Source organism: Rhodococcus sp. PD04 (genome assembly GCF_035918275.1).
Lineage (GTDB): Bacteria > Actinomycetota > Actinomycetes > Mycobacteriales > Mycobacteriaceae > Rhodococcus > Rhodococcus rhodochrous.
This window is the reverse complement of record NZ_CP142143.1, coordinates 2,085,032-2,108,758: the sequence shown is the minus strand read 5'-3', so window position 1 is coordinate 2,108,758 and position 23,727 is coordinate 2,085,032. Positions and strand designations below refer to the sequence as shown.

Sequence of the window (23,727 nt, the reverse complement as noted above, 5' to 3'; positions counted from 1 at the left end):
AAGCGACCGGACGTCACGGCAGGGTGAGGATCTCGGCGCCGGTGTCGGTGACGACGATGGTGTGCTCGAACTGCGCGGTCCACTTGCGGTCCTTGGTGACGACCGTCCAGCCGTCCTCCCAGATCTCGTAGTCGGGCGTACCGAGGTTGATCATCGGTTCGATGGTGAACACCATGCCGGGTTCGATGATCGTGTCGATGTCGGGCCGGTCGTAGTGCAGGATCACCAGGCCGTTGTGGAAGGTCTCGCCGATGCCGTGGCCGGTGAAGTCGCGGACGACGCCGTAACCGAAGCGGTTGGCGTAGGACTCGATGACCCGCCCGATGACGTTGAGGGCCCGGCCCGGCTTGACCGCCTTGATGCCGCGCATCGTCGCCTCGCGGGTGCGATCGACGAGCAGGCGGACCTCCTCGGAGACGTCGCCGGCCAGGAAGGTCGCGTTGGTGTCGCCGTGGACGCCGTCGATGTAGGCGGTCACGTCGATGTTGACGATGTCGCCGTCCTGGACGACGGTCGAGTCGGGGATGCCGTGGCAGATGACCTCGTTGAGCGAGGTGCAGCACGACTTGGTGAAGCCGCGGTAGCCGAGGGTCGACGGGTAGGCGCCGTGGTCGCACATGTACTCGTGCGCGACGCGGTCGATCTCGTCGGTGGTCACGCCCGGCGCGACGGCCTTACCGGCCTCCACGAGGGCCTGCGCGGCGATCTTCGATGCGAGTCGCATCTTCTCGATCGTCTCGGGTGTCTGCACCCACGGCTCGTTGCCTTCCTTCGCCGTGGGCTTCCACACGTACTCCGGCCGTTCGATCGACGCGGGCACCTCCCGGATGGGAGTCGGAGTGCCGGGGACGAGCGGAGCGCGGGTAGCCATGACTTCCAGATTAGCTGCCGCGCCCCGCTCCCCTGTCATCCACCGATCGGGTCGCCGTGCACCGATCAGCCGACGGCGCCCGCCTGGCGCAACTTGAAGCGCTGGACCTTGCCGCTCGGCGTCTTGGGCAGATGCGGAACGAAGTGAACCGCGCGCGGATAGGCGTGGGCGGCGTACTTCTGCTTCACGAGCTTCTGGAGTTCCGCCTCGAGCGCGTCGTCACCCTCGACTCCCTCCCGCAGCACCACGAATGCCTCGAGGACCTCGCCCCTCAGTTCGTCCGGCAGACCCACCACGGCGGCCTCGATCACGTCGGGATGCATCACGAGCACCGATTCGACGTCGAACGGGCCGATGCGGTAGCCCGCCATGATGATCACGTCGTCGTCGCGGGACGAGAAGAAGAAGAATCCGTTCTCGTCGACCTTGCCGGCGTCGCCGGTCAGGTACCAGCGGCCGTCCTCGCTGAACCGGTCGGCGGTCTTCTCGGGTGCGTCGACGTAGCCGGTGAACCACACGAGCGGGCTCGCGTGGACGTCGATCGCGACGCGCCCGACCTCACCGGGCTCGGCGATCTCGTCGCTGTCCTCGCGCAGCACCGCGCAGTTCCAGCCCGGCAGGGGCTTGCCCATCGAACGCGCCGGGGTGTTCTCGCGCAGCTCGTCCGCCCACGCGTCGACGACGAACATGCCGTGCTCGGTCTGCCCGTACTGGTCGCGCACCACGACACCGAGCGTCTCCTGCGACCACTCGAGGACGTCCGGGGTCAGCGGCTCACCGGCCGAGGAGGCACGACGCAGCCGGACCGGCGGGTGCTCGGCGGTGTCGGCCTTGAGGCTGCGATAGACCGTCGGGGCCGCGGCGAAGTTGGTGACCCCGAAGGTGTCGAGGATCTTCCAGGTGAGCGCGGGCGAGAAACCGGCGTGCAGCAGGAGGCTGCGCCGACCGGCTGCGAGCGGGCCGAGCAGCGCGTAGTAGAGCCCGTACGCCCATCCCGGATCGGCTGCGTTCCAGAAGACGTCGTCCTCGCGCACGTCGAGGCCGAACTCCAGGTAGGCGTGGAAGGACGCCAGTGCCTTCACGGGGACGGGAACACCCTTGGGGGTGCCGGTCGTGCCGGAGGTGAACAGCTGGACCAGGCGTCCGTCGGCACCGACGGCGACGGCCTCGCCACGCGGGTCGTCGGCCGAGTGCGCGTCGACCAGTTCGCGGAAGTCGCGGGCTCCGCGACCGGACGCGTCGGCGTTGCCCTCACCGGCCACGACGACCTGCCACGACACCTCGGCGGGAAGATCCGCTCCGGCGGCGAGCTTGCCGGCCTGGTCCCGGTCGGCCACGACCACCTTGGTGCCGCTCGCGTCGAGCCGGAAGGCGATCGCCGGCGGCGCGAAGGCGGTGAACAGCGGCACGTGCACGGCGCCGCGACGCCAGATGCCGAGAACCGCGACCACCAGGTCCGCCGACTTGCCCATGAGCGTCGCGACGTGGTCGCCGGGCTCGACACCGAGATCCGCCAGGGCCGCGGCGAAGCGGGACGACCGTTCGCGGAGCTCACCGTAGGTGAGATCGGTGGAGCTCAGGTCGGCGTCGACGACGGTGAACGCCACCGCGTCGGCGGGATGGTCGTCGCACAGCAGTCGGGCTGCGCAGGCGTCTGCCGTGTCGTACCGCTCGAGCAGTGTCCGCACGCGGCTCGCTGTGTCGCCCATTGTGGTCCTTTCGTCCGTACCGGCCAGGGTGTTCGTGATCTGTGGAGCACACCCGTTCGACGTCTATGATTCGAGTCACACCATGTTCCCCGATACCCCCGGAAAGGGGTGGCGTTCGTGTCGTCCTCCTCGTCGGCGCTGCTGCGTCCCCGCGACGGTGATGCCCTGCGCGGAGAACTCCGCCGCACCGCGGCGCATGCCCAGCTGCCGGTGGTCTTCGCCGGCGAGGTCCAGCAGGGATCGCTTCAGCTCAGCGAATTCTTCGGCACCCGCACCAACAGCCTGGCCGGGGTCGTGGTGCCGCCGCGCGCCGGGCTCGGCGGTCGCGTTCTCGCCGAGTCCCGTGTGGTGACGGTGTCGGACTACGGCCGCTCCGCGTCGATCACCCACCACTTCGACCGTCCGGTGCTGTACGAGGGGTTGCGGTCGATCCTCGCCGTGCCGGTACTCGTCGAGGGCAAGGCACGCGCGGTGCTGTACGGCGCCGCGCGCGAGTGCGCGCCGGTCGGCGATCGGGCGGTGACGGCGTTCGCGCAGGCAGCGGCTCGTCTTGCGCACGAGATCGCGGTACGCGACGAGGTGGACCGGCGACTCGCGATGCTCGAACGGTCGTCGGACGACCGCGATCCCGTCACGACCGCGCAGGTCCGTGAGGTCCATGCCGAGTTGAGGGTGCTCGCGCAGGGTGCGACCGATGCGGCACTGCAGGAGAAGCTCCGCTCGCTGTCCGACCGCCTCGCCGGCGTGCTCGACGGCACGCAGCCGGAGCCGACGGACGTCGTGTTGTCGCCGCGCGAGACCGACGTGCTCTCGCACGTGGCGCTGGGGTGCAGTAACGCCGAGATCGCCCAGCGACTGTCGGTCGGCGCCGAGACGGTGAAGAGCTACCTGCGCAGCGCCATGAGCAAGCTCGACGTCCATTCCCGTCACGAGGCCGTCGTCGCCGCGCGAAAATCGGGTCTGCTGCCCTGACATCCGACCGGCCCCCGCCGGCGGACAGGGGTGCGCGGAAGGGGGCCTGCGGTGGCCGAGACGACCGACTCACCCCAGCTCGTCCGCGTCCTCGGGCCGGGACTGCTCCTGCTGTTCGTCATCGGCGACATCCTGGGCACGGGCATATATGCCCTCACCGGCGAGGTCGCGAACGAGGTCGGCGGCGTGGTGTGGCTGCCGTTCCTCCTCGCGTTCGGCGTCGCGACGGTGACGGCGTTCAGCTATCTGGAGCTCGTGACGAAGTACCCCCGGGCGGCCGGAGCGGCGCTCTACACGCACAAGGCGTTCGGCGTGCACTTCCTGACCTTCCTGGTGGCCTTCGCCGTGATGTCCTCCGGCATCACCTCTGCCGCCACTGCCGCGCGGGCTTTCGCCGCGAACTTCGCCGAGGCATTCGGACTCGACCTGGCCGGCACGGTCGGGATCACCGCGATCGCGCTGGTCTTCGTCCTCGTCCTGGCGGTGATCAACTTCCGCGGGGTCGGCGAGAGCGTGAAGACCAACGTGGTGCTCACGATGGTCGAGCTGGGCGGCCTGCTGATCATCGTCGCGATCGGCATGTGGGCGTTGGGTTTCGGCGGCGGCGACTTCTCGCGTGTGGTCGAGATCGATCCCGGCGACCGGTCCGTCTTCTCCGCGGTGGTCGCGGGGACGGCCCTGGCCTTCTTCGCGATGGTGGGGTTCGAGGACTCGGTGAACATGGCCGAGGAGTGCAAGGAACCCACCCGGATCTTCCCCCGGATGCTCCTGCTCGGCCTGGGTCTCGCGGCGCTCGTGTACGTGCTCGTGTCGATCACCGCGATCGCGCTCGTCCCGCCCGACGAACTCGGTGCGGGCGAGACGCCCCTGCTGCGGGTGGTCGAGGTCGGTGCCCCGGCGTTCCCGGTCGGGATCTTCGCGTTCGTCACGATGTTCGCCGTCGCCAACACCGCGCTGATCAACATGCTGATGGCGAGCCGGCTGGTCTACGGCATCGCCCGCGAGGACGTCCTGCCCACCGTCCTGGGGCGGGTGCACCCGACGCGCCGCACGCCCTACGTCGCGATCGTGTTCACGACGCTGCTCGCGGTCGGTCTCGTCGTCTTCGTGGGCGGGGTGCCCGAACTCGGGGGGACGACGGCCCTGCTCCTGCTCGGGGTGTTCGCGATCGTGAACGTCGCAGCCCTGGTTCTGCGCCGGGACCACGTGGAGCACCGGCACTTCCGCGCGCCGACGATCCTTCCGGTCCTCGGGGCGGCCAGTTGCCTGTTCCTCGTCCTGCCGTGGGTCGACCGGCCGGCGACCCAGTACCGGACGGCCGGGGTGCTGCTCGGGATCGGCGTGGTGCTGTGGCTGGTGACGCGATTCGCGGGCCGGCGCGACGGCCGGCCCGCGAGTACGACGGATCGCGAGGAGAGCTGAACCGCGAGGAGGGATGGAAGACGGTCCGAGGTTGCGGACCAGCGCCATCGAGCCGAGGCCGAGGACGGCGGTGACGAGCGTGGGTCACGGCCGTGCCGACGAGCGGATCCCGTTCGGGCCTGAGCTCAGGCCCCCTCGTCGTATTCCGGCGGCAGGGCGGCGAACATGTCGCGGGTGACCGCGACCGCGTTGTCGGAACTGCCGCCGCGCACGACGAGCGTCGCGAACGCAAGATCACCGCGGTAGCCGACGAACCACGAGTGCGACCCACCCTCGACCTCGGCCTCACCGGTCTTGCCGTAGACGTCGCCCTGGTCCCGGATGCGGTCGGCGGTACCGCTGGTGATCACCAGGCGCATCATCTCGCGCAGACCCTCCACCATCTCCGGCGTCACCGGCGGCGGCGAATCCTCCACGACCGTCTCGCGACCCGCGATGAGGTAGGGCACCGGGGTACGACCGGCCGCGACGGTCGCCGCGGCGAGCGCCATCCCGAACGGGCTCACGACCACCTTGCCCTGGCCGAAGCCGTCCTCGGTCCGTTCGACGAGATCCTCCGCGGGCGGAACCGATCCGGTGAAGGTCGGCATCCCGACCACCTCGTAGTCCACGCCGATACCGAACTGCGAAGCGGCGACGGTCAGCGCGTCCGGGGCCATCTCGGAGGCGAGCTTGGCGAACGAGGTGTTGCAGGATCTAGCGAAAGCAGTGGCGAGAGAGACCGTCCCGAGCTCGAACTCGTTGTAGTTCGGCACGCTGCGCTCGCCGATCGTGATACGGCCCGGGCACGGGACCATCGTGTTCGGGGTCGCGCGGCCCTCGGCGATCGCCGCGCCCGAAGTGACGATCTTGAACGTCGAACCCGGCGGGTACTGCCCGGCCAGCGCGACCGGCCCGTCCCGGTCGGCGGCCTTGTTCTGGGCCACCGCCAGCACCGCACCCGTCGACGCCTCGATCACGACCGTCATCGCCTGCTCGGTGCGCGCCTCGACGGCCGCCTGGGCTGCGAGCTGGAGGGGACGGTCGAGGCTGACCGAGAACGACGGCACCGGCTGGGGCGGAGTCTCGGTGAGCACCCCGGTGTCCACGCCGTACTGGTTCACCACGACGACGCTCCACCCGGCCGTGCCGTCGACCTCGTCGATGACGGTCTTCTTGATCTGTCCCACGAGATCGGGCGCGAAGTTGCGGTCGGTCGCGACGAGGTCGGCCTGCTCGGTCACCACGACACCGTCGATCCCGGCGAGGCGCGGGGCGACACGCTCGTAGTCGTCCTCGCGCAGGCGCAGCACCGACCGCGGCCCGGACGAGGCCGTCACCGATTCGGCGATCGCCTGCGCCGTGAGCGAGGAATCGAACTCCGACAACGTCGACGCGAGCTGTCGTGCCGCACCGGCGACGTCCGTGGTCTGCGAGGCGTCGAAGGCGATGCCGTAGACCGTGCCGGGGACGAGGATGTCGCTGCCCGCGTGCTCGTTGACCCGGGCGCGCGGCGCCGGGCTGCTGCGGAGCTGTACGGTCTGCCGTTCACCGAGCTGCGGGTGCAGCGCGGACTTCGCCCACCGCACGACCCAGTCGTTCCCGCTGCGCCCCATGTTGAGCTCACCGGTGTACTGCCACACCCGGTCCTTCGGCAGGTGCCACTCGTAGTTGTATCCGACGGTCGCGGAGTCGCCGCTGATCCGGGTGGATGTCGTGGTGGCGGTGAGGGATTCGGCCTGAAGTCCGTCCAGGACCTCCTGTATCGCGACGGCCGCGTCGTCGGGACGGTCGGTGCGGTCCGCCGCCGACCCGACGTCCTGCGCCGCGAACGCGTCGAGGAACGCCTGTGCCGCGGCCTCCGGCCCGGCCGGACGCGGCGTGCACGCGACCGCCAGGCCGAGGAGCACGACGGCCGCCGACAACACAGCGCCGATCCGGAGTGCGCGTGCGTACGGGGATGCCGGGGTGGAACTTCGAGGTCTCATCGCCCGTCATCGTAGGCAGAGCCGACGGGAAATCAGTCGAGCAGCACCGTGGAGAACGTCGCGACCTGACGGAAACCCGCGCGGGCGTAGGCTCCGCGGGCCGGGGCGTTGAAGCTGTTGACGTAGAGGCTGGGCAGGCGGCCGCTGCGAGCGACCGCGCAGGCCACGGCGGCCGTGCCGATCGTGCCGAGGCCCGAGCCGCGATGCGCGGGATCGACCCACACGCCCTGGATCTGGCCCACGGTGGACGACTGCGAACCCACCTCCGCCTTGAACACGACCTGTCCGTCCTCGAAGCGCGCCCAGGCGCGTCCCGCCGCGATCAGGCTCGCGACGCGGCGCCGGTAACCCGCACCGCCGTCGCCGGTGCGCGGGTCGATGCCGACCTCCTCGATGAACATCGAGATCGCGGCCGGCAGGTAGATGTCGAGTTCGTCGGGCCGCACGGGACGGACCTGCGGGTCGGGTTCGACGAGGGGCTCGCGGTCGAGAACGAGGAGGGGTTGTTCGGCCCTCACCTCGCGGGGCGCACCCCACGCCGATTCGAGTCGCTCCCACATCGGCAGCGCGTACTCGGCGCGGCCGACGATGGACGAACACAGTCGCGGCCCGCGACTCGCGCGCTCGGCGAACGCCTGGATGTCGTCCGGACTGCCCAGCAGCGGAATGAGGTTCGCGCCCGAGAAGCACAGCGACGTCTCGGGGCCACCGCGACTCCACATCTCGCCGCCGACGGCACGCCCGTCAAGTCCGTATTCCTCGACGCGGCCGGCCACCATGCACGCGGCCACGGGGTCGCGGGAGAGCACCCGGAGCACCGCGGCGGTGTCACGTCCGCCCAACGACCGGACACCCAGAAGCTTGAGCACTCGCTCACCACCCGTCGACAAGCCGATACGAGATCAGAGTGCCATGCCGGACGGCGACGTGGAAACCTGAGTCCCCGAAAGTGAGAGAACGCCGTCCCGTGCGCCCCACCGGTATCAGCCGACCGACACCACGGGGCCACCGCCCGAGGCGTTGCCTTCCATCTCGTCGGCGATGCGCATCGCTTCCTCGATGAGGGTCTCGACGATCTGTGCCTCGGGCACGGTCTTGATGACCTTGCCCTTGACGAAGATCTGACCCTTGCCGTTTCCGGAGGCCACACCGAGGTCCGCCTCGCGGGCCTCACCGGGTCCGTTGACGACGCAACCCATCACCGCGACCCGCAGCGGCACCTCCATGCCCTCGAGGCCCGCGGTGACCTCGTTGGCGAGAGAGTAGACGTCCACCTGGGCGCGGCCGCAGGACGGGCAGGAGACGATCTCGAGCTTGCGGGGACGCAGGTTCAGCGACTGCAGGATCTGGGTGCCGACCTTGATCTCCTCGGCGGGCGGCGCCGACAGCGACACGCGAATGGTGTCTCCGATGCCCTCGCTGAGCAGCGCACCGAAGGCGACAGCCGACTTGATGGTGCCCTGGAAGGCGGGGCCGGCCTCGGTCACGCCGAGGTGCAGCGGGTAGTCGCACTGCGCGGCGAGCTGGCGGTAGGCCTCGACCATCACGACGGGGTCGTTGTGCTTGACGGAGATCTTGATGTCGCCGAAGCCGTGTTCCTCGAACAGGCTTGCTTCCCACAGCGCGGACTCGACGAGCGCCTCCGGGGTGGCCTTGCCGTACTTGGCGAGGAGGCGGGGATCGAGCGAGCCGGCGTTGACGCCGATGCGGATGGGAATCCCGGCGTCTCCGGCCGCCTTGGCGACCTCCTTGACGCGACCGTCGAATTCCTTGATGTTGCCGGGGTTGACGCGCACGGCCGCGCAGCCGGCGTCGATCGCGGCGAAGATGTACCGCGGCTGGAAGTGGATGTCGGCGATCACCGGGATCTTGCTCTTCTTCGCGATGATCGGGAGCGCGTCGGCGTCCTCCTGACGCGGGCACGCGACACGCACGATGTCGCAGCCGGACGCTGTGAGCTCCGCGATCTGCTGGAGGGTGGCGTTCACGTCGTGCGTCTTCGTGGTGGTCATCGACTGCACGGACACCGGGTGATCGCTGCCGACGCCGACATTTCCGACCATGAGTTGGCGGGTCTTGCGTCGGGGTGCGAGGACCGCAGGAATTTCGGGCATGCCCAATCCGACGGGGCTGGTCACAGTTCGCCTTCTTTCGTCGCTACTCGGCAAGTCTACCGGCGCAGATCAGAACAGCTTGATGGGGTTGACGATGTCTGCTGTGAGGGTGAGCACCATGTAGGCGCCACCGATGACCACCGCCACATAGGTCAACGGCAGCAGTTTCATGTAGTCCACGGGCGGGCCGACGGGCAGTCCGCGCAGGCCGCGCAGCCAGTTGCGGGCCTTCTCGTAGATCGCGACGGCCATGTGGCCGCCGTCGAGCGGCAGCAGCGGGAGGAGGTTGAACGCACCGAGGAAGAAGTTCAGCTGTGCGAGCAACAACACGAACGATTCCCAGATGCCGCGCTCGGCGAACTGACCGCCGATGACGCTGGCGCCGACGACGCTGACCGGGGTGTCGACCGCGCGCTCTCCCCCGGTGACGGCCGTCCACAGGTCGGCGACCTTGCTCGGCAGGCTCACCAGCGCCTCGGCCGTGCGGACCGCGAGGTAGCCGGTGAACTCGAAGGTCGCGGGGATCGCCGAGAGCGGCGTGTACTCGATGATTCCCGGCTCTCCACCGACACCGATCGCACCGACGGTGCGGGAGACGGGTTCGGCGTCGGGCGATTCGCTCTCGTAGACCCAGCGCTGGACCTGCTGCACCGTGACCGGCACGGTGAGGGTCTCGTCGCCGCGCTCGACGGTGAACGGCACGGTGCCGGACAGCGGCTGCGTGGCCCGGACGAGGTCGCCGAAGGTCTCGACGGACTGCCCGTCCACGGCGACGATCACATCGCCGGGTTCGATACCGGCCTGCTCGGCCGGACCGGGGCCCGAGCAGTCGGCCGGGGTGTAGTCGGGCGGACCGTCCTGGGTCGGCGCAGCACAGCCGACGGTGCCGACCACCGCGCGGTTGTCGGTGTTGGGCAGCCCCGCACTGGCGGCGAGGCCGTAGATGAGCACGATGCCGAGCAGGAAGTTCATCGCGATGCCGCCCGACATCACGACGAGGCGCTTCCACGTCTTCTGCTTGTACATCGCGCGCTCGACCTCGTCGGGCGCGAGTTCGTCCAGGGCCGTCATGCCGGCGATATCGCAGAACCCGCCGGCCGGAACCGCTTTGAGGCCGTATTCGGTCTCACCGCGACGGAAGGCGAACACACGGGGACCGAACCCGATGTAGTAGCGCCGGACCTTCATGCCCAGTTTCTGCGCGGTCCACATGTGGCCGGCCTCGTGCAGGGCGATGGAGATGGCGATGCCGAGGGCGAACACCACCACGCCCAGTGCGAACATCATGAGTGGCCGATCCTCCTATACGAGTGTGCGCGCCCGGTCGCGGGCCCAGCCGTCGGCGGCGAGCACGTCGTCCACGGTACTGGGTTCGGCGGACCACTCGTGTGCGTCGTTCAGCACGGCCTCGACCGTCCGAACGATCCGCGGGAACGACAGCGTCCCCGCGAGGAACGCCTCGGCGGCGACCTCGTTGGCCGCGTTGTAGACGGCGGTGAGGCATCCGCCGCCCACGCCCGCCTGGCGTGCGAGCCGCACCGCGGGGAAGACGTCGTTGTCGAGGGGTTCGAACTCCCAGGTGGACGCGGTCGAGAAGTCGAGTGCCGGGGCGGCGTGCGGAACGCGGTGCGGCCAGCCGAGAGCCAGTGCGATCGGCAGCTTCATCGACGGCGGCGACGCCTGGGCCAGGGTCGACCCGTCGACGAAGGTGACCATCGAGTGCACGATCGACTGCGGGTGCACCGTCACATCGATCCGGTCGTAGTCCACACCGAAGAGCAGGTGGGTCTCGATGAGCTCGAGCCCCTTGTTGACGAGGGTCGCCGAGTTGAGGGTGTTCATCGGCCCCATCGACCAGGTGGGGTGGGCGCCGGCCTGCTCGGGCGTCACCGATTCGAGGCGGTCGGCGGTCCAGCCCCGGAACGGGCCGCCCGAGGCGGTGAGCACGAGACGCGCCACCTCGTCACCGGTGCCACCGCGCAGGCACTGCGCGAGCGCGGAATGCTCCGAATCGACGGGCACGATCTGGCCCGGCGCCGCCGCCTTCGTGACGAGCGACCCGCCCGCGACCAGCGACTCCTTGTTCGCCAACGCGAGTCGCGCGCCGGTGCCGAGCGCTGCGAGGGTCGGTTCGAGACCGAGGGATCCGACGAGGGCGTTGAGCACGACGTCCGCCTCGACGTCGCGGACGAGTTCGGTGACGGCGGTCGATCCGCTCCGGACCGGCAGGTCGAGACGTGCGGCGGCATCGGGGTCGGCGACGGCGACCTCGCGGACGCCGGTCGCACGGATCTGCTCGGCGAGCAGATCCGTCTTGCCTCCGCCCGCGGCGAGACCGACGACTTCGAAGTCGTCGGGATTGGCGGCGATCACGTCGAGTGCCTGGGTACCGATGGAACCGGTACTGCCCAGCAGGAGCACCCGGGTGCGGGAAGAAGATCGAGTGTCGGCCACGCGAGCATTGTTCCCCACGCACCTGAACAGTTCCTGAACCGGCCGGTGTCCACCCCTCGACAGGCGCCACACGCATGCCCCGCTTCGTACGACGCGGGGTCGTATGTCACGATAAGCAGCAACAGCAGCATCTGGTGAGCAGGAGGAAACCGTGGCCGGTACCGAGTTGCAGTCCACTCGTGGTGATGTGGCGGCGGAAGTGCCGTCCGCCGAGTGGGGTTGGAGCGGGGAAGCCCCCAAGTTCTTCCGCGTCATGGCCGTGATCGCGGCGGTGTTCCTGCTGCTGATGCTGATCGGCAACCACGAAGGCCACGTCGAGAGCCTGTACCTCATCGGTTCGGCGGCTCTGCTGATCTTCATCGTCGCGCGCGACGCGGTGCGTCGCCGCCGGTTGCGCTAGGTCCATCGACTGCGCTGGGTCCACCGACAGAGGGCCCGTCCGGAATTCTCCGGACGGGCCCTCCGTGTCTGCCGGGGGTCGGCTCAGCTCGGCTGTCGCGTCTGTCCGCTCAGCCTTCGGCGGCGAGCTGACCGCAGGCCGCGGCGATCTCCTGGCCGCGGGTGTCGCGCACGGTGCACGACACACCCTGGGCCTGCACGCGCCGCACGAACTCGCGCTCGACATTCTTCGGGCTGGCGTCCCACTCGCTGCCCGGCGTGGGGTTGAGCGGGATCAGGTTCACGTGCACGAGCGACCCGAGAGCCTTGTGGAGCTTCTTGCCGAGCATGTCGGCGCGCCACGGCTGGTCGTTGACGTCGCGGATGAGGGCGTACTCGATCGAGACGCGACGGCCGGTCTTGTCGGCGTAGTACCGCGCGGCCTCGAGGACCTCGGCGACCGACCACCGGTTGTTGACCGGAACGAGGGTGTCGCGCAGTTCGTCGTCCGGGGTGTGCAGTGACACCGCGAGGGTGACGCTGAGTCCTTCGTCGGCGAGGCGGCGGATGGCCGGTGCGAGCCCGACGGTGGAAACGGTGACCGAGCGCTGTGACAGACCGAGACCTTCGGGTGCGGGTGAGGTGATGCGCCGCACCGCCGCGACCACGCGCTTGTAGTTCGCGAGCGGCTCACCCATGCCCATGAACACGACGTTCGACAGCCGTCCCGGTCCGCCGGCGACGTCGCCGTCGCGCAGGGCCGCGGCGGCCGCACGCACCTGGTCGACGATCTCGGCCGTGGACAGGTTGCGGTCGAGACCGCCCTGGCCGGTCGCGCAGAACGGGCACGCCATACCGCAACCGGCCTGGCTCGAGATGCACAGCGTGGCGCGGTCGGGATAGCGCATGAGGACGCTCTCGAGCAGGGTGCCGTCGTGGGCGCGCCACAGGGTCTTGCGGGTCTCACCGCCGTCGCACGCGATGTGCCGGACCGCGTCGAGCAGAGGCGGGAACAACGCCTCCCCCACCTTGTCGCGGACGGCGGCGGGCAGATCGGTCATCTTCGCCGGATCCGCCTCGAGCCGCCCGTAGTACTGGCGGGCGAGCTGGTCGGCGCGGAAGGCCGGAAGCCCCAGGTCGCGCACCGCATCACGACGCTGATCTGCGTCGAGGTCGGCGAGATGGCGCGGCGGAAGTCCGCGCTTGGGTGCATCGAAGACCAGGGGCAGGGAAGAAGCCATAATCACCTATTGTCCCATGATCCGGGACGGATGGGTCCGAGCGTCGCTGTGATACTCGCCCCCATTCCCGGGCAGGTGTCACCGGTCGGTCTCCCTCACGCCGAGTTGCCCGAGCGTGGAGTGGGAATACGGGAGCATGGACATCATGACCGGTCTCGTCGCTCCCGAAGTCGCACGCTCGTGGTTGCTCGTTCCGGGCCGCTCCCCCGATCTCTTCGACGCCGCCGCCGACTCGCCGGCGGATGCGGTGGTGCTCGACCTCGAGGACGCCGTGCCCGCCGCGGCCAAACCCGCTGCTCGCGACGGCATCGTGTCGTGGTTGCGCGGGGGCGGGAAGGCCTGGGTGCGGGTCAACGACGCCACCACGTCGTTCTGGGCCGACGACCTCGCCGCGCTCGCCGGGCTTCCCGGCCTGCAGGGCGTCATGCTCGCGAAGGCGGAGAGCGGTCACCAGGTCGAGGCCACCGCCGGCCTGCTGCCGGAGGGCACGCACATCCTCGTGCTCATCGAGTCGGCGATGGGGCTCGAGGCGGCCCCCGAGATCGCCCGCGCGGAGGGCACCTTCCGCCTGGTGTTCGGCAGCGGCGACTTCCGGCGCGACACCGGCATGAGCGACAGTCCGATGGCGATGGCGTACGCACGGTCGCGTCTGGTCATCACGAGCCGCGCCGCGCGCCTGCCGGGCCCCATCGACGGCCCCACGCTCAGCGACGACCCCGAGGTACTGAAGCGTGAGGCCGAGCTGACCCGCTCGATGGGGATGACCGGCAAGTTGTGCATGACCGGTGAGCGCGCCTCGTACGCGAATGTGGCGTTGAGTCCGAACAGCACCGATGTGGACTGGGCGGAAGGTGTCATCGACCGGCTCGGCGAGGACGGGCGGAACGTCCGCGACGGCAGCGACCTGCCGAATCTCGCGAAGGCGAAGAAGATCACCGAGCTGGCGCGGATGTTCGGTATCGGCCGGTCGCGCTGACCGGTCTCAGCTCAGTTCAAGGCCGGCGGGTCTGCGGCGCACGTGCAGCCGGTAGCGCACGGTGAGCGTCGTGCCGGGTGTCTCCCGGATCGCTCGGGCCGCGACGCGCGGTGCGAACTCGATGCCGAGCACCCGTTCGAGGGTCGCGCGGTCGGGGAACTCCCACAGCGTGTCGATGCGGCGCAGATCGAATCCCTGCGCCTCGAAGAACGCCTCGACCGTCGCCGGGTCGTAATGCGGCAGGTCGTCGCACATCCAATCGCCGTAGGGATGGGCGGTGGCGTCGAGATCGACGACGGCGAGCGCCCCGCCGGGACGCAGCACCCGCATCGCCTCGAGGATCCCGGCGCCGCATCCGGGACCGAAGAAGTAGGCGGTGCGGGCGTGGACGAGATCGACCGAGGCGTCGGGAAGCGGTATGTCCGCAGCGGAGCCTTCCGTCACGGTGACCGACGGAAGACCGTCCACGCGGATGCGGGCCGCGGCGACCAGCGGTGGATGCGGTTCGATCCCGGTCACCGTGCGAGCGTCGGCCGCGAACATCGGAAGGTGGAAGCCCGAACCGCACCCGACGTCGACGACGTCGCGGCCGGTCCAGTCCGCGGCCTCCCGCAGCGCCGCGTACACGGCGCCGCGGGGGTCCTGCGCGCGGTTCTCCTCCTCGTACACCTCGGGCCAGTGCCAGATGTTGGGGCTGGCGATCACACCGCTCCCCGATTTCGGTGTACCGGGCTTCGGTGTACGGAGCTTCGACGAACGCACCATCGGGCGACTACACGAAGGCCGTGAGGATCAGCCAGGTGACGAAGGCCGACGGCAGGATCGAGTCGAGCCGGTCCATGATGCCGCCGTGTCCGGGCAACAAGGTGCCCATGTCCTTGATGCCGAGGTCGCGCTTGACCTGCGACTCGATGAGATCGCCGGCCGTCGCCGTCACCACGAGCACCGCGCCGAGCAACGCACCTGCCCACCACGGACCGTCGAGCAGGAACATCACGGTGAGCACACCGGCAGCGATGCACGCCACCGCCGACCCGGCGAAGCCTTCCCACGACTTCTTCGGGCTGATCGCCGGCACCATCGGGTGCTTGCCGAACAGCACCCCGGATGCATAGCCGCCGATGTCCGACGCCACGCACACGATCATCAGGCAGAACACCCGCTGGGCACCCTGGTCCTCGAGGACCATGAGGGTCGCGAACGACGCCAGCAACGGCAACCAGGCCGCGACGAAGACCGCGACCGCGGTATCCCGCAGGTAGTTGCGCGGCTGCGCGCCGAGGCCGCGTCCGAACAGGCGCCACAGCATCGTCACGACGACCGTGCCCGCGAACGCACCGAGCACACCCGTCGTGCCGTACGGCCACCCGAGCCAGATCATCGCCTGCCCGCCGACCAGCAACGGCACTCTGGGGACGAGCACGTCGGCTTCGCGCAGACGCTTGGTGACCTCCCAGGTCGCGATACCGATGGCGATTGCGACCACGGCGAGCCACGCCTTCGGGGCGAACAGCAGGATCCCGATGACGAGCGCGCCCAGACCACCGCCGACCGCGAAGGCGGCCGGCAGGTCGCGTCCGGCCCGTGACGGTTTCTTCACCGGCTCCGACGCGGGGTCGGGGGCCGGCGTCGGGTCTGCAGGGGTGGCACCGGAGTCGGCTCCGGCACCGAGTGGAAGCTGCGGGTCGGAGGACCCGTCGGCTCGACCCACCGTCAGACCTCCATCAGTTCGGCTTCCTTGTGCTTGATCAACTCGTCGATCTGACCGACGTACTTCGCGGTCGTCTTGTCGAGTTCCTTCTCGGCGCGGTTCACATCGTCCTCGCCGGCCTCGCCGTCCTTCTGGATACGGCCGAGTTCCTCCATCGCCTTGCGGCGGACGTTGCGCACCGCGACCTTCGCGTCCTCACCCTTGGCCTTGGCCTGCTTGACGAGTTCGCGACGACGCTCCTCGGTGAGCTGCGGGACCGAGATGCGGATGATGTTGCCGTCGTTGGTGGGGTTGACGCCGAGATCGGAGTTGCGGATCGCGGTCTCGATCGCGTTCAGCTGCGAGGCCTCGTACGGCTTGACGATGACCATGCGCGCCTCGGGAACATTGATGCTGGCGATCTGCGTGATCGGCGTGGGAGCCCCGTAGTAGTCGACGACGATGCGGTTGAACATGCCCGGGTTCGCGCGACCGGTCCGAATGCCACCCAGATCGTCCCGGGCCACCGTGACGGCCTTCTCCATCTTCTCTTCGGCTTCGAAGAGGGCTTCATCGATCACGGCAGTTCCTCCATGTTCCGTTGTCCGTTCATGACCGTACGAGTGTTCCGATCTTCTCACCGGCGATGGCTCGGGCGATATTGCCCTTGGTCAGCAGATTGAAGACCATGATCGGCATGGCGTTGTCCATGCACAGGCTGAAGGCGGTCGCGTCGGCGACCTTGAGGCCCTGCTCGATGACCTCGCGGTGGGTGATCTCCTCGAACAGCTCCGCATCCGGGTTCGTGCGGGGGTCGTCGGAGTAGACCCCGTCGACGGCCTTCGCCATGAGGACGACCTCGGCGCCGATCTCGAGGGCGCGCTGCGCAGCGGTGGTGTCGGTGGAAAAGTACGGCATACCCATGCCCGCACCGAAGATGACCACGCGCCCCTTCTCGAGGTGGCGGCGCGCACGCAGCGGCAGGTAGGGCTCGGCGACCTGTCCCATCGTGATGGCGGTCTGCACGCGGGTGTCGATGCCTTCCTTCTCCAGGAAGTCCTGCAGCGCAAGGGAGTTCATGACCGTTCCGAGCATGCCCATGTAATCGGACCGTGCGCGTTCGAGACCGCGCTGCTGGAGTTCGGCGCCGCGGAAGAAGTTGCCGCCACCGATCACGACCGCGACCTCGGCGCCACCGCGCACGACCTCCGCGATCTGCTGGGCCACCGTGGTCACCACGTCCGGGTCGAGTCCGACCTTGCCGCCGCCGAACATCTCGCCACCGAGCTTGAGCAGTACCCGGCGGAATCCGGGCCGATCGTGGGCGTGGTCGGACATGACTCTCCTCTGGTTGCGCATGAATCGGCCCTTATCATCCTGCCTCATCCGCTCGAGGGAACCGAGATCGGGCGGATCGACACGCCACACCTGTCACCGCGCAGCACGCGCGGATGCCTCCGGGCCCCGAGGCGGCGTGGCCCGACACACCTCGACCCCGCCGGTTGTGAACCGACGGGGTCGTGGAGTGGAAGAACTAGCTGGCGCCGACCTCGAAACGCACGAAGCGGGCGACGGTCGCGCCGGCCTCGTCGAGGATCGCCTTGACGGTCTTCTTCGAGTCCGTCACGGACGCCTGCTCGAGCAGGACGACGTCCTTGAAGTAGCCGTTGACGCGGCCTTCGACGATCTTCGGCAGAGCCTGCTCCGGCTTGCCCTCGGCCTTGGCGGTCTCCTCGGCGATACGCCGCTCGTTGGCGACGATGTCCTCGGGCACCTCGTCACGGCTGACGTACTTGGCCTTCAGAGCGGCGATCTGCATCGCGGCACCGCGAGCGGCCTCGGCAGCGGCGTCGCCCTCACCGGTGTACTCGACGAGCACGCCGACCGACGGCGGCAGGTCGGAAGCACGCTTGTGCAGGTAGACGGCGGTCTGGCCGTCGAAAGCAGCGACGCGACGCAGCTCGAGCTTCTCGCCGATCTTCGCAGACAGCTCCTGGACGAGGGCGTCGACGGTCTTACCGTCGATCTCGACGGCCTTGAGCGCCTCGACGTCGTTCGCGCGGGCCTGCGCGGCAGCGGTGACGACCTTGTCGGCGAGAGCCTGGAACTCGTCGTTCTTGGCGACGAAGTCGGTCTCGGAGTTCAGCTCGACGAGCACGCCGTCCTTGGCCACGACGAGGCCCTCGGCGGTGGAGCGCTCGGCGCGCTTGCCCACGTCCTTGGCACCCTTGATGCGCAGCTGCTCGACGGCCTTGTCGAAGTCGCCGTCGTTGTCGGCGAGCGCGTTCTTGCAGTCCAGCATTCCGGAGCCGGTGAGCTCACGAAGACGCTTGACGTCGGCGGCGGTGTAGTTCGCCATGGAAGCGAGCCTCCTGTGTCTGTGGTGGAAAAGTCTCTGGGGCGGCCCTACCGCGCGGATGGGCTCGGGCCGCGATGCGACGGCCCCGACCAGGATCTCTCGATCGGAAGGTCGGGGCCGGGCAACGAATCAGGCCTCGGGGGCCGCGTCTGCTGCGGGGGCTGCGTCCGCTGCGGGCGCCTCGGCGTCGGCGGCGGGGGTGGCCTGCGAGAGCAGCTCCTGCTCCCACTCGGCGAGAGGCTCGGCACCGGCCTCGGGCTTGGCCTCGGCGTCGCTGCTCTTGCCGGCGCGGGCCTGCAGGCCCTCGGCGACGGCGGAAGCGACGACCTTGGTCAGCAGCGCCGCGGAACGGATCGCGTCGTCGTTACCCGGGATCGGGTAGTCGACGAGGTCCGGATCGCAGTTGGTGTCGAGGATCGCGATGACCGGGATGTTCAGCTTGCGGGCCTCACCGACGGCGATGTGCTCCTTGTTGGTGTCGACGACCCAGATCGCCGACGGAACCTTCGCCATGTCGCGGATGCCGCCGAGGGTGCGCTCCAGCTTGTTCTTCTCACGCGTGAGCATGAGGATTTCCTTCTTGGTGCGTCCCTCGAAGCCGCCGGTCTGCTCCATCGACTCGAGCTCCTTCAGGCGCTGCAGGCGCTTGTGGACGGTCGAGAAGTTGGTGAGCATGCCGCCGAGCCAGCGCTGGTTCACGTAGGGCATGCCCACGCGGGTGGCCTCTTCGGCGATGGATTCCTGAGCCTGCTTCTTGGTGCCGACGAACAGCACGGTTCCACCGTGAGCGACGGTCTCCTTGACGAACTCGTACGCCTTGTCGATGTACGTCAGGGTCTGCTGCAGGTCGATGATGTAGATGCCGTTGCGGTCGGTGAAGATGAACCGCTTCATCTTCGGATTCCAGCGACGGGTCTGGTGTCCGAAGTGGGCGCCGCTGTCGAGCAGCTGCCGCATAGTCACAACAGGCATGCCTGTTTCTCTCTTTCGTGTCGGTTTCCGCGGTGGATCTTCCGATCCCCGCCCTGGCGTCCACATGCCCGTCGAACCCTTGCGGGACCGGCCGACGGCCATTTCCGATGCGGCCCGGAGAAACGGGTCGGCATCGATGCGCGGACGCGCGAAGTCGATCTGCGTATACAGACCGCCCGACAAGTGTACGCGGAGCGGGCGCGGATCCCTAACCGGGAGTCACCGGTCCTGTGGATGGATCCGGGCTAGTCCACAGATCGCGTCGACGCCTGGTGCGCGGGAGTCCGATTCACGAGGCTGACGGGCATGCTTCTCGCCGCGCCCTTCCGGACGATCGCCGTTGTGATCGCCGCGTTCGTCGTGCTCGCCGTCGTCCCGGGAACCGGATCGGCCGACACCGGACGGTTCGTATGGCCACTCGATCCCCGGCCGGCCGTGAGCCGGCAGTTCGACCCACCCGAGCAGAACTGGCTCCCCGGTCACCGCGGAGTCGATCTCGACGCACGAGCAGGACAGACCGTCGTGGCCGCCGGTGACGGCGTCATCGCGTTCGCCGGTGTCGTGGCCGGGAAACCCGTGGTCTCCGTCGATCACGAGGGCGGGCTGCGCACCACCTACGAACCGGTCGAGGCGTCGGTCGCCGCGGGCCGCCGGGTGACGAGAGGTGATCCCATCGGCACCGTCGTCGCGGGCCACGAAGGCTGCGCGTCCTCCGCATGTCTGCACTGGGGACTGCGCCGCGGCCGCGACGACTATCTCGATCCCCTCCCCCTCGTGGAGCGCCCGGTGATCCGCCTGCTGCCGGTGTGACGCCCGGCGCCCCGGCTAGTGCACCGCGTGCCGACCCGACAGTGCGGGGAAGTCGTCGGCGACCATCGCGGCGAGTTCGACGAACGCCGTGCGGGTCGCGGGGCGGAGCCGTTCGAGATCGATCTCGGCTCCCTCGGCGAGATGCTCGTCGAAGGGCAGCACCTTCACCGCGCGGCACCGCGCCAGGAAGTGCGCGGTCAGCGCGTCCATGTCGATACTCGCCGCACCCGGGCGCGGCGAGCTGATCACCACGACCGTACGTTCGACCAGGTCGGAGTAACCGTGAGCCTGCAGCCAGTCGAGGGTCGCCGCCGCACTGCGCGCCGCATCGACCGCCGGCGACGCGACGAGCACGAGGGTGTTCGCCAGGTCCAGTACGCCACGCATGACCGAGTGCATGATCCCGGTCCCGCAGTCGGTGAGGATCACGTTGTAGTAGACCTGCAGGATTGCGACGACGCGGCGGTAGTCCTCCTCGCTGAACGCTTCCGAGGCAGCGGGATCGCGTTCGCTCGCAAGCACTTCGAGTCGGCTCGGCGCCTGCGAGGTGTGGGCGCGCACGTCCGAGTACCGGCGGATGCCCGACGCCTTCGCGAGCAGGTCCCGCACGGTCGAGGTGGTCTGCTGCGGGATCCTCTGCCCGAGGGTGCCGAAGTCCGGATTCGCGTCGACGGCGATGACGCAGTCGCCGCGCAGCGACGCGAACGTCGACCCCAGTCCGACGGTCGTGGTGGTCTTGCCCACCCCGCCCTTCAGGGACAGCACCGCGATGCGGTAGTCGCCCGGGATCGGCTGGCGGATCCGGGCGACGAGATCCTCGCGGCGTTCACTGCCTCCGCCCTCGAGCCTGCCACCGGTCAGCCGGTCGACCCGTTCTCGCCATCGCCGCGTCGAACGTCGTGACCTGCGGACGAGCACTCCCGACGCGAGGTCGACGTTGGACGGCCGATCGTCGAACCGCTGTGCCTCGTGCTGCAGGTCGTCGACCGGCAGATCGTCGACCACAGCGTCCGTTCGCGCCGGCAGCGGGGCCGGGACCGCTGCGGACTCGGGATCGCCCGGACCGGGCGCGACCTCCGAAACCTCCGGGCTCGCCACCTCCGGCTCGGGTGCAGGTGCCACCGTGTCGGGCTTCGCCTCCGCGACTGCGGGCACCGGATCCGCGGTGGCGGAGGCAGGCTCGGGCTCGGGCGGCACTTCCGGCACCGTCGCCTGCGGCACTACCGGCACCGTCGCCTCCGGCACTACCGGCACGGTCGCCTGCGGCTCCGGGTCGTCGTCCGTACTCATCCGGGGCCGCAACGCCATGCCGAGAGGCACGGAGGCCGTCATCCCGAGCGGAGCGGAGGGGGCGGGTGGAGTCGCACCGTCGCCGGACGAAGTGGATGGGCCGGGCGTCTCGGTACCCCTGGCCGCGCGGCGGAGACCGCGTCTCGCGTGTTCGGTTCCGGATTCCGGTGGATCCTGCAGCCAGGCGGGCACGGCAGGACCCGGGTCGTTGCGTCTCATCTGTTCCCCCGATTCGATGGTGCCGGCGCACGCTATCAAACCGGGACGGCTTCTCGGGCAGGCCGATCAGGCGCGAGGATGGGCCTGATCGTGCGCGGCACGCAGGCGCGCCACCGAGACGTGGGTGTAGAGCTGCGTGGTGGCCAGACTCGTATGGCCCAGCACCTCCTGGACCACGCGCAGGTCCGCTCCCCCTTCGAGCAGGTGCGTCGCCGCACTGTGCCGCAGACCGTGCGGCGCGAGGTCGGGTGCGCCCGGCACCGACGAGACCGCCTCGTGCACCACCGACCGGACCTGCCGCTGGTCGATCCGACCACCGCGCTTGCCCAGCAGCAACGCCGCACCCGACGACGGGCGTGCGAGATGCGGGCGTCCGTGACGCAACCACGCGTCGAGCGCCTCGGCCGCGGGGGTCCCGTAGGGGACGATCCGTTCTTTGTCGCCCTTGCCGAGGACCCGGACGACCCGCCGCTCGGCGTCGACGTCGTCGATGTCGACCGCGCACAGCTCCCCGACCCGAATTCCGGTCGCATACAGCAGCTCGACGATCACCCGATCACGGAGGGCGATGGGATCGAGTTCGCGCGCACCGGATTTCGCGGCCTCCATGATCTCCAGCGCCTGGTCGTCGCGGAGCACCGCGGGCAGTGAGCGGTGCGGACGCGGTGAGACGAGACGCTTCGCCGGATCGGCGTCGAGTCGCCGGGTGCGCACGAGCCATGCCGTGAAGACGCGTGCCGACGAGGTACGCCGCGCGAGCGTGGTGCGGGCCGCCCCCGCCGCCACCATCCCGGCGAGCCAGGACCTCAGCACATCGAGATCGAGGTCGGTGATGCGCGCATCGGGATTCCGGTCGGCGAGGTGCTGCAACAGCGAGCGGATGTCGGTGCGATACGCGCGGATCGTGTGCTCCGAGCGGTTGTCTTCGAGGCGGAGGTGATCGACGAAGTCCCCCAGGTGTACGTCCAGCGTCGCCGGAAGCATGTCGGATTCGTTGCCTCGCATGGGTCTACCGTGCGGCACGACCGGCTCGGGTGCAACGACCCGCGCCGACTAAGGTGCTTTCGTGAACAAAACGATCCCGGTACCGATGTTGTGCGCACTGGCGTTGCTGTCGGCGATCGCGCCGCTCGCCACGGACATGTACCTCCCGGGACTTCCCGTCATGGCGGAGAGCCTGGACAGTTCGACCGTCGGCGTCCAGCTCACGCTCACGACGTTCATGGCGGGTCTCGGGCTCGGCCAGCTGCTCGTGGGTCCCCTGTCGGACGGCTGGGGCCGGCGACGGCTGATCCTCGCCGGCACGATCGTCCTGGCGGTGAGCAGCGCGATCTGCGCGATGGCGCCCACCGTCGAGATCCTGATCGCTGCGCGTCTGATCCAGGGCTTCAGCGGCGGCACCGGCATCGTCCTCGCCCGGGCGGTCATCGCCGACCGGGCGCGAGGCAATCAGGCCGCCAAGCTGTTCAGCCTGATGATGATCATCGGTGGCATCGCGCCCGTCGCCGCTCCTCTGCTCGGTGGCGTGCTGCTGGGACCGATCGGATGGCGCGGCATCTTCTGGGTGCTCACCGGCCTGGCCGTCCTGATGGCCGTCGGCGCCTTCGCGTTCGTCCCAGAGACCCTGCCGCCGGAGAAGCGACACGCCGGCGGTCTGAAGACGATGGCCGGCAACTTCGGATACGTCCTCCGGCAACGACGCTTCGTCGGTTACGCCGCCGCCATGGCCCTGGGATTCGGCGCGATGTTCTCGTACATCTCGGCCTCACCCTTCGTCACCCAGAACATCCTCGGCCTGAGCCCCGGACAGTTCTCTCTGGTCTTCGCCGTGAACTCGGCCGGTCTCGTGCTGGCAAACGCCGTCAACACCCGCCTCATCGGCCGGTTCGAGGTGCGGACACTGCTGCTCTTCGGTGTGACCACCATGTTCACGGCAGGTGCGCTGCTGTTGCTGACGATGGTCGTCGTCGGCTACGTCGCGGCGCTGATCCTGCCGCTGCTGTTCGTCGCGATCAGCATGATGGGTCTGACATTGGGCAACGCCACCGCGTTGGCCCAGTCGCAGGTCCCGAAGGCGGCCGGTACGGGCTCCGCCGTGATCGGCGCCTCCCAGTTCGGTCTCGCTGCCGTGGTCTCCCCGCTCGTCGGGCTCGGCGGCGAAGGCACCGGTATCCCGATGGCCGTCGCCATCGTGGTCTGCTCGGGACTGGCGCTCACCTCCGCCGCGGTGCTGGCACGTGACTCCGCCGCGGTGCCGGCGCGCGAGTCCGCGAGCTGACGTGA

General features: G+C 69.3%; 22 protein-coding genes. 6 read left to right on the top strand and 16 right to left on the bottom strand.

Translation table 11 applies throughout. The annotated features are described in order from the left end of the window. Positions 1 to 13: 13 nt before the first annotated feature. Together map and U9J23_RS09710 are read right to left on the bottom strand one after the other, a co-directional pair. Positions 14 to 871: a type I methionyl aminopeptidase gene (gene map, locus U9J23_RS09715; protein WP_059381191.1), complete on the bottom strand. Its 858-nt coding sequence runs from the start codon at positions 869 to 871 to the stop codon at positions 14 to 16. A gap of 65 nt (positions 872 to 936) precedes the next feature. Then, positions 937 to 2,580 carry an AMP-binding protein gene (locus tag U9J23_RS09710; RefSeq protein WP_085468009.1) on the bottom strand — a complete coding sequence of 548 codons (1,644 nt, stop codon included), beginning with the start codon at positions 2,578 to 2,580 and terminating at the stop codon, positions 937 to 939. A gap of 108 nt (positions 2,581 to 2,688) precedes the next feature. On the opposite strand from U9J23_RS09710, the gene U9J23_RS09705 reads away from it, so the two are divergent. Both U9J23_RS09705 and U9J23_RS09700 read left to right on the top strand, forming a co-directional pair. Beyond that, entirely contained in the window at positions 2,689 to 3,552 is an 864-nt protein-coding gene (locus U9J23_RS09705) for a LuxR C-terminal-related transcriptional regulator (RefSeq protein ID WP_059381189.1), read from the top strand. Positions 3,553 to 3,603: 51 nt separating this feature from the next. Beyond that, on the top strand, positions 3,604 to 4,974 hold the full coding sequence (locus U9J23_RS09700) for an APC family permease (RefSeq protein WP_059381188.1): 1,371 nt from the start codon (positions 3,604 to 3,606) through the stop codon (positions 4,972 to 4,974). 125 nt (positions 4,975 to 5,099) lie between these two features. On the opposite strand, the gene U9J23_RS09695 is transcribed toward U9J23_RS09700, so the two are convergent. The 5 genes from U9J23_RS09695 to dxr form a co-directional block, all read right to left on the bottom strand. Then, entirely contained in the window at positions 5,100 to 6,941 is a 1,842-nt protein-coding gene (locus tag U9J23_RS09695) for a penicillin-binding transpeptidase domain-containing protein (RefSeq protein ID WP_179161676.1), read from the bottom strand. A 32-nt stretch (positions 6,942 to 6,973) separates the two neighbouring features. Then, entirely contained in the window at positions 6,974 to 7,810 is an 837-nt protein-coding gene (locus tag U9J23_RS09690) for a GNAT family N-acetyltransferase (protein ID WP_016691223.1), read from the bottom strand. Between the two features lie 114 nt (positions 7,811 to 7,924). Next, positions 7,925 to 9,079, bottom strand: a complete 1,155-nt coding sequence (gene ispG, locus U9J23_RS09685; RefSeq protein ID WP_016691224.1) for a flavodoxin-dependent (E)-4-hydroxy-3-methylbut-2-enyl-diphosphate synthase — start codon at positions 9,077 to 9,079, stop codon at positions 7,925 to 7,927. 45 nt (positions 9,080 to 9,124) lie between these two features. Further along, complete coding sequence (locus U9J23_RS09680) at positions 9,125 to 10,342, bottom strand: M50 family metallopeptidase (protein ID WP_059381187.1); 1,218 nt, start codon at positions 10,340 to 10,342, stop codon at positions 9,125 to 9,127. Between the two features lie 15 nt (positions 10,343 to 10,357). Next, positions 10,358 to 11,476: a 1-deoxy-D-xylulose-5-phosphate reductoisomerase gene (gene dxr / locus U9J23_RS09675; RefSeq protein ID WP_283478896.1), complete on the bottom strand. Its 1,119-nt coding sequence runs from the start codon at positions 11,474 to 11,476 to the stop codon at positions 10,358 to 10,360. A 184-nt stretch (positions 11,477 to 11,660) separates the two neighbouring features. On the opposite strand from dxr, the gene U9J23_RS09670 reads away from it, so the two are divergent. Beyond that, positions 11,661 to 11,909 (top strand): DUF2631 domain-containing protein, encoded by a 249-nt coding sequence (locus tag U9J23_RS09670; protein ID WP_059381186.1) that lies wholly within the window; start codon positions 11,661 to 11,663, stop codon positions 11,907 to 11,909. Between the two features lie 109 nt (positions 11,910 to 12,018). Here U9J23_RS09670 and rlmN read toward each other — a convergent pair whose 3' ends face one another. Then, the gene (gene rlmN / locus U9J23_RS09665; RefSeq protein WP_326602487.1) at positions 12,019 to 13,128 is read right to left on the bottom strand and encodes a 23S rRNA (adenine(2503)-C(2))-methyltransferase RlmN; all 1,110 of its coding nucleotides are present in this window, start codon (positions 13,126 to 13,128) and stop codon (positions 12,019 to 12,021) included. A gap of 136 nt (positions 13,129 to 13,264) precedes the next feature. Here rlmN and U9J23_RS09660 point away from each other — a divergent pair, with 136 nt between their 5' ends. Beyond that, positions 13,265 to 14,104, top strand: a complete 840-nt coding sequence (locus U9J23_RS09660; protein WP_059381184.1) for an HpcH/HpaI aldolase/citrate lyase family protein — start codon at positions 13,265 to 13,267, stop codon at positions 14,102 to 14,104. A 6-nt stretch (positions 14,105 to 14,110) separates the two neighbouring features. On the opposite strand, the gene U9J23_RS09655 is transcribed toward U9J23_RS09660, so the two are convergent. The 6 genes from U9J23_RS09655 to rpsB form a co-directional block, all read right to left on the bottom strand. Further along, on the bottom strand, positions 14,111 to 14,809 hold the full coding sequence (locus tag U9J23_RS09655; protein ID WP_059381183.1) for a class I SAM-dependent methyltransferase: 699 nt from the start codon (positions 14,807 to 14,809) through the stop codon (positions 14,111 to 14,113). A gap of 67 nt (positions 14,810 to 14,876) precedes the next feature. Next, a complete protein-coding gene (locus U9J23_RS09650; RefSeq protein ID WP_085468007.1) occupies positions 14,877 to 15,815 on the bottom strand; it encodes a phosphatidate cytidylyltransferase in 939 nt (312 codons plus the stop codon). A gap of 2 nt (positions 15,816 to 15,817) precedes the next feature. Beyond that, positions 15,818 to 16,375: a ribosome recycling factor gene (gene frr / locus U9J23_RS09645; RefSeq protein ID WP_024100638.1), complete on the bottom strand. Its 558-nt coding sequence runs from the start codon at positions 16,373 to 16,375 to the stop codon at positions 15,818 to 15,820. Positions 16,376 to 16,403: 28 nt separating this feature from the next. Next, complete coding sequence (gene pyrH / locus U9J23_RS09640; protein ID WP_059381181.1) at positions 16,404 to 17,132, bottom strand: UMP kinase; 729 nt, start codon at positions 17,130 to 17,132, stop codon at positions 16,404 to 16,406. 196 nt (positions 17,133 to 17,328) lie between these two features. Then, positions 17,329 to 18,153 carry a translation elongation factor Ts gene (gene tsf, locus U9J23_RS09635; protein ID WP_059381180.1) on the bottom strand — a complete coding sequence of 275 codons (825 nt, stop codon included), beginning with the start codon at positions 18,151 to 18,153 and terminating at the stop codon, positions 17,329 to 17,331. Positions 18,154 to 18,282: 129 nt separating this feature from the next. After that, positions 18,283 to 19,125 carry a 30S ribosomal protein S2 gene (gene rpsB, locus U9J23_RS09630; protein ID WP_059381179.1) on the bottom strand — a complete coding sequence of 281 codons (843 nt, stop codon included), beginning with the start codon at positions 19,123 to 19,125 and terminating at the stop codon, positions 18,283 to 18,285. A gap of 306 nt (positions 19,126 to 19,431) precedes the next feature. On the opposite strand from rpsB, the gene U9J23_RS09625 reads away from it, so the two are divergent. Continuing rightward, complete coding sequence (locus tag U9J23_RS09625) at positions 19,432 to 19,935, top strand: M23 family metallopeptidase (protein ID WP_059381178.1); 504 nt, start codon at positions 19,432 to 19,434, stop codon at positions 19,933 to 19,935. Positions 19,936 to 19,950: 15 nt separating this feature from the next. Here the strand turns inward: U9J23_RS09625 and U9J23_RS09620 are convergent, their stop codons facing one another. Beyond that, the gene (locus U9J23_RS09620; protein WP_106200012.1) at positions 19,951 to 21,444 is read right to left on the bottom strand and encodes a MinD/ParA family ATP-binding protein; all 1,494 of its coding nucleotides are present in this window, start codon (positions 21,442 to 21,444) and stop codon (positions 19,951 to 19,953) included. Positions 21,445 to 21,510: 66 nt separating this feature from the next. Then, on the bottom strand, positions 21,511 to 22,449 hold the full coding sequence (locus tag U9J23_RS09615) for a tyrosine recombinase XerC (RefSeq protein WP_326602482.1): 939 nt from the start codon (positions 22,447 to 22,449) through the stop codon (positions 21,511 to 21,513). Positions 22,450 to 22,534: 85 nt separating this feature from the next. Here U9J23_RS09615 and U9J23_RS09610 point away from each other — a divergent pair, with 85 nt between their 5' ends. Beyond that, positions 22,535 to 23,722: a multidrug effflux MFS transporter gene (locus tag U9J23_RS09610; protein WP_059381175.1), complete on the top strand. Its 1,188-nt coding sequence runs from the start codon at positions 22,535 to 22,537 to the stop codon at positions 23,720 to 23,722. Positions 23,723 to 23,727: the final 5 nt, after the last annotated feature.

Coding starts and splice junctions, on each gene's coding strand:
- map (WP_059381191.1), bottom strand. CDS start 871: ATGGCTACCCGCGCTCCGCTCGTCCCCGGCACTCCGACTCCCATCCGG.
- U9J23_RS09710 (WP_085468009.1), bottom strand. CDS start 2,580: ATGGGCGACACAGCGAGCCGCGTGCGGACACTGCTCGAGCGGTACGAC.
- U9J23_RS09695 (WP_179161676.1), bottom strand. CDS start 6,941: ATGAGACCTCGAAGTTCCACCCCGGCATCCCCGTACGCACGCGCACTC.
- U9J23_RS09680 (WP_059381187.1), bottom strand. CDS start 10,342: ATGATGTTCGCACTGGGCGTGGTGGTGTTCGCCCTCGGCATCGCCATC.
- rlmN (WP_326602487.1), bottom strand. CDS start 13,128: ATGGCTTCTTCCCTGCCCCTGGTCTTCGATGCACCCAAGCGCGGACTT.
- U9J23_RS09660 (WP_059381184.1), top strand. CDS start 13,265: ATGGACATCATGACCGGTCTCGTCGCTCCCGAAGTCGCACGCTCGTGG.
- pyrH (WP_059381181.1), bottom strand. CDS start 17,132: ATGTCCGACCACGCCCACGATCGGCCCGGATTCCGCCGGGTACTGCTC.
- tsf (WP_059381180.1), bottom strand. CDS start 18,153: ATGGCGAACTACACCGCCGCCGACGTCAAGCGTCTTCGTGAGCTCACC.
- rpsB (WP_059381179.1), bottom strand. CDS start 19,125: ATGCCTGTTGTGACTATGCGGCAGCTGCTCGACAGCGGCGCCCACTTC.
- U9J23_RS09625 (WP_059381178.1), top strand. CDS start 19,432: ATGCTTCTCGCCGCGCCCTTCCGGACGATCGCCGTTGTGATCGCCGCG.
- U9J23_RS09620 (WP_106200012.1), bottom strand. CDS start 21,444: ATGAGACGCAACGACCCGGGTCCTGCCGTGCCCGCCTGGCTGCAGGAT.
- U9J23_RS09615 (WP_326602482.1), bottom strand. CDS start 22,449: ATGCGAGGCAACGAATCCGACATGCTTCCGGCGACGCTGGACGTACAC.
- U9J23_RS09610 (WP_059381175.1), top strand. CDS start 22,535: ATGTTGTGCGCACTGGCGTTGCTGTCGGCGATCGCGCCGCTCGCCACG.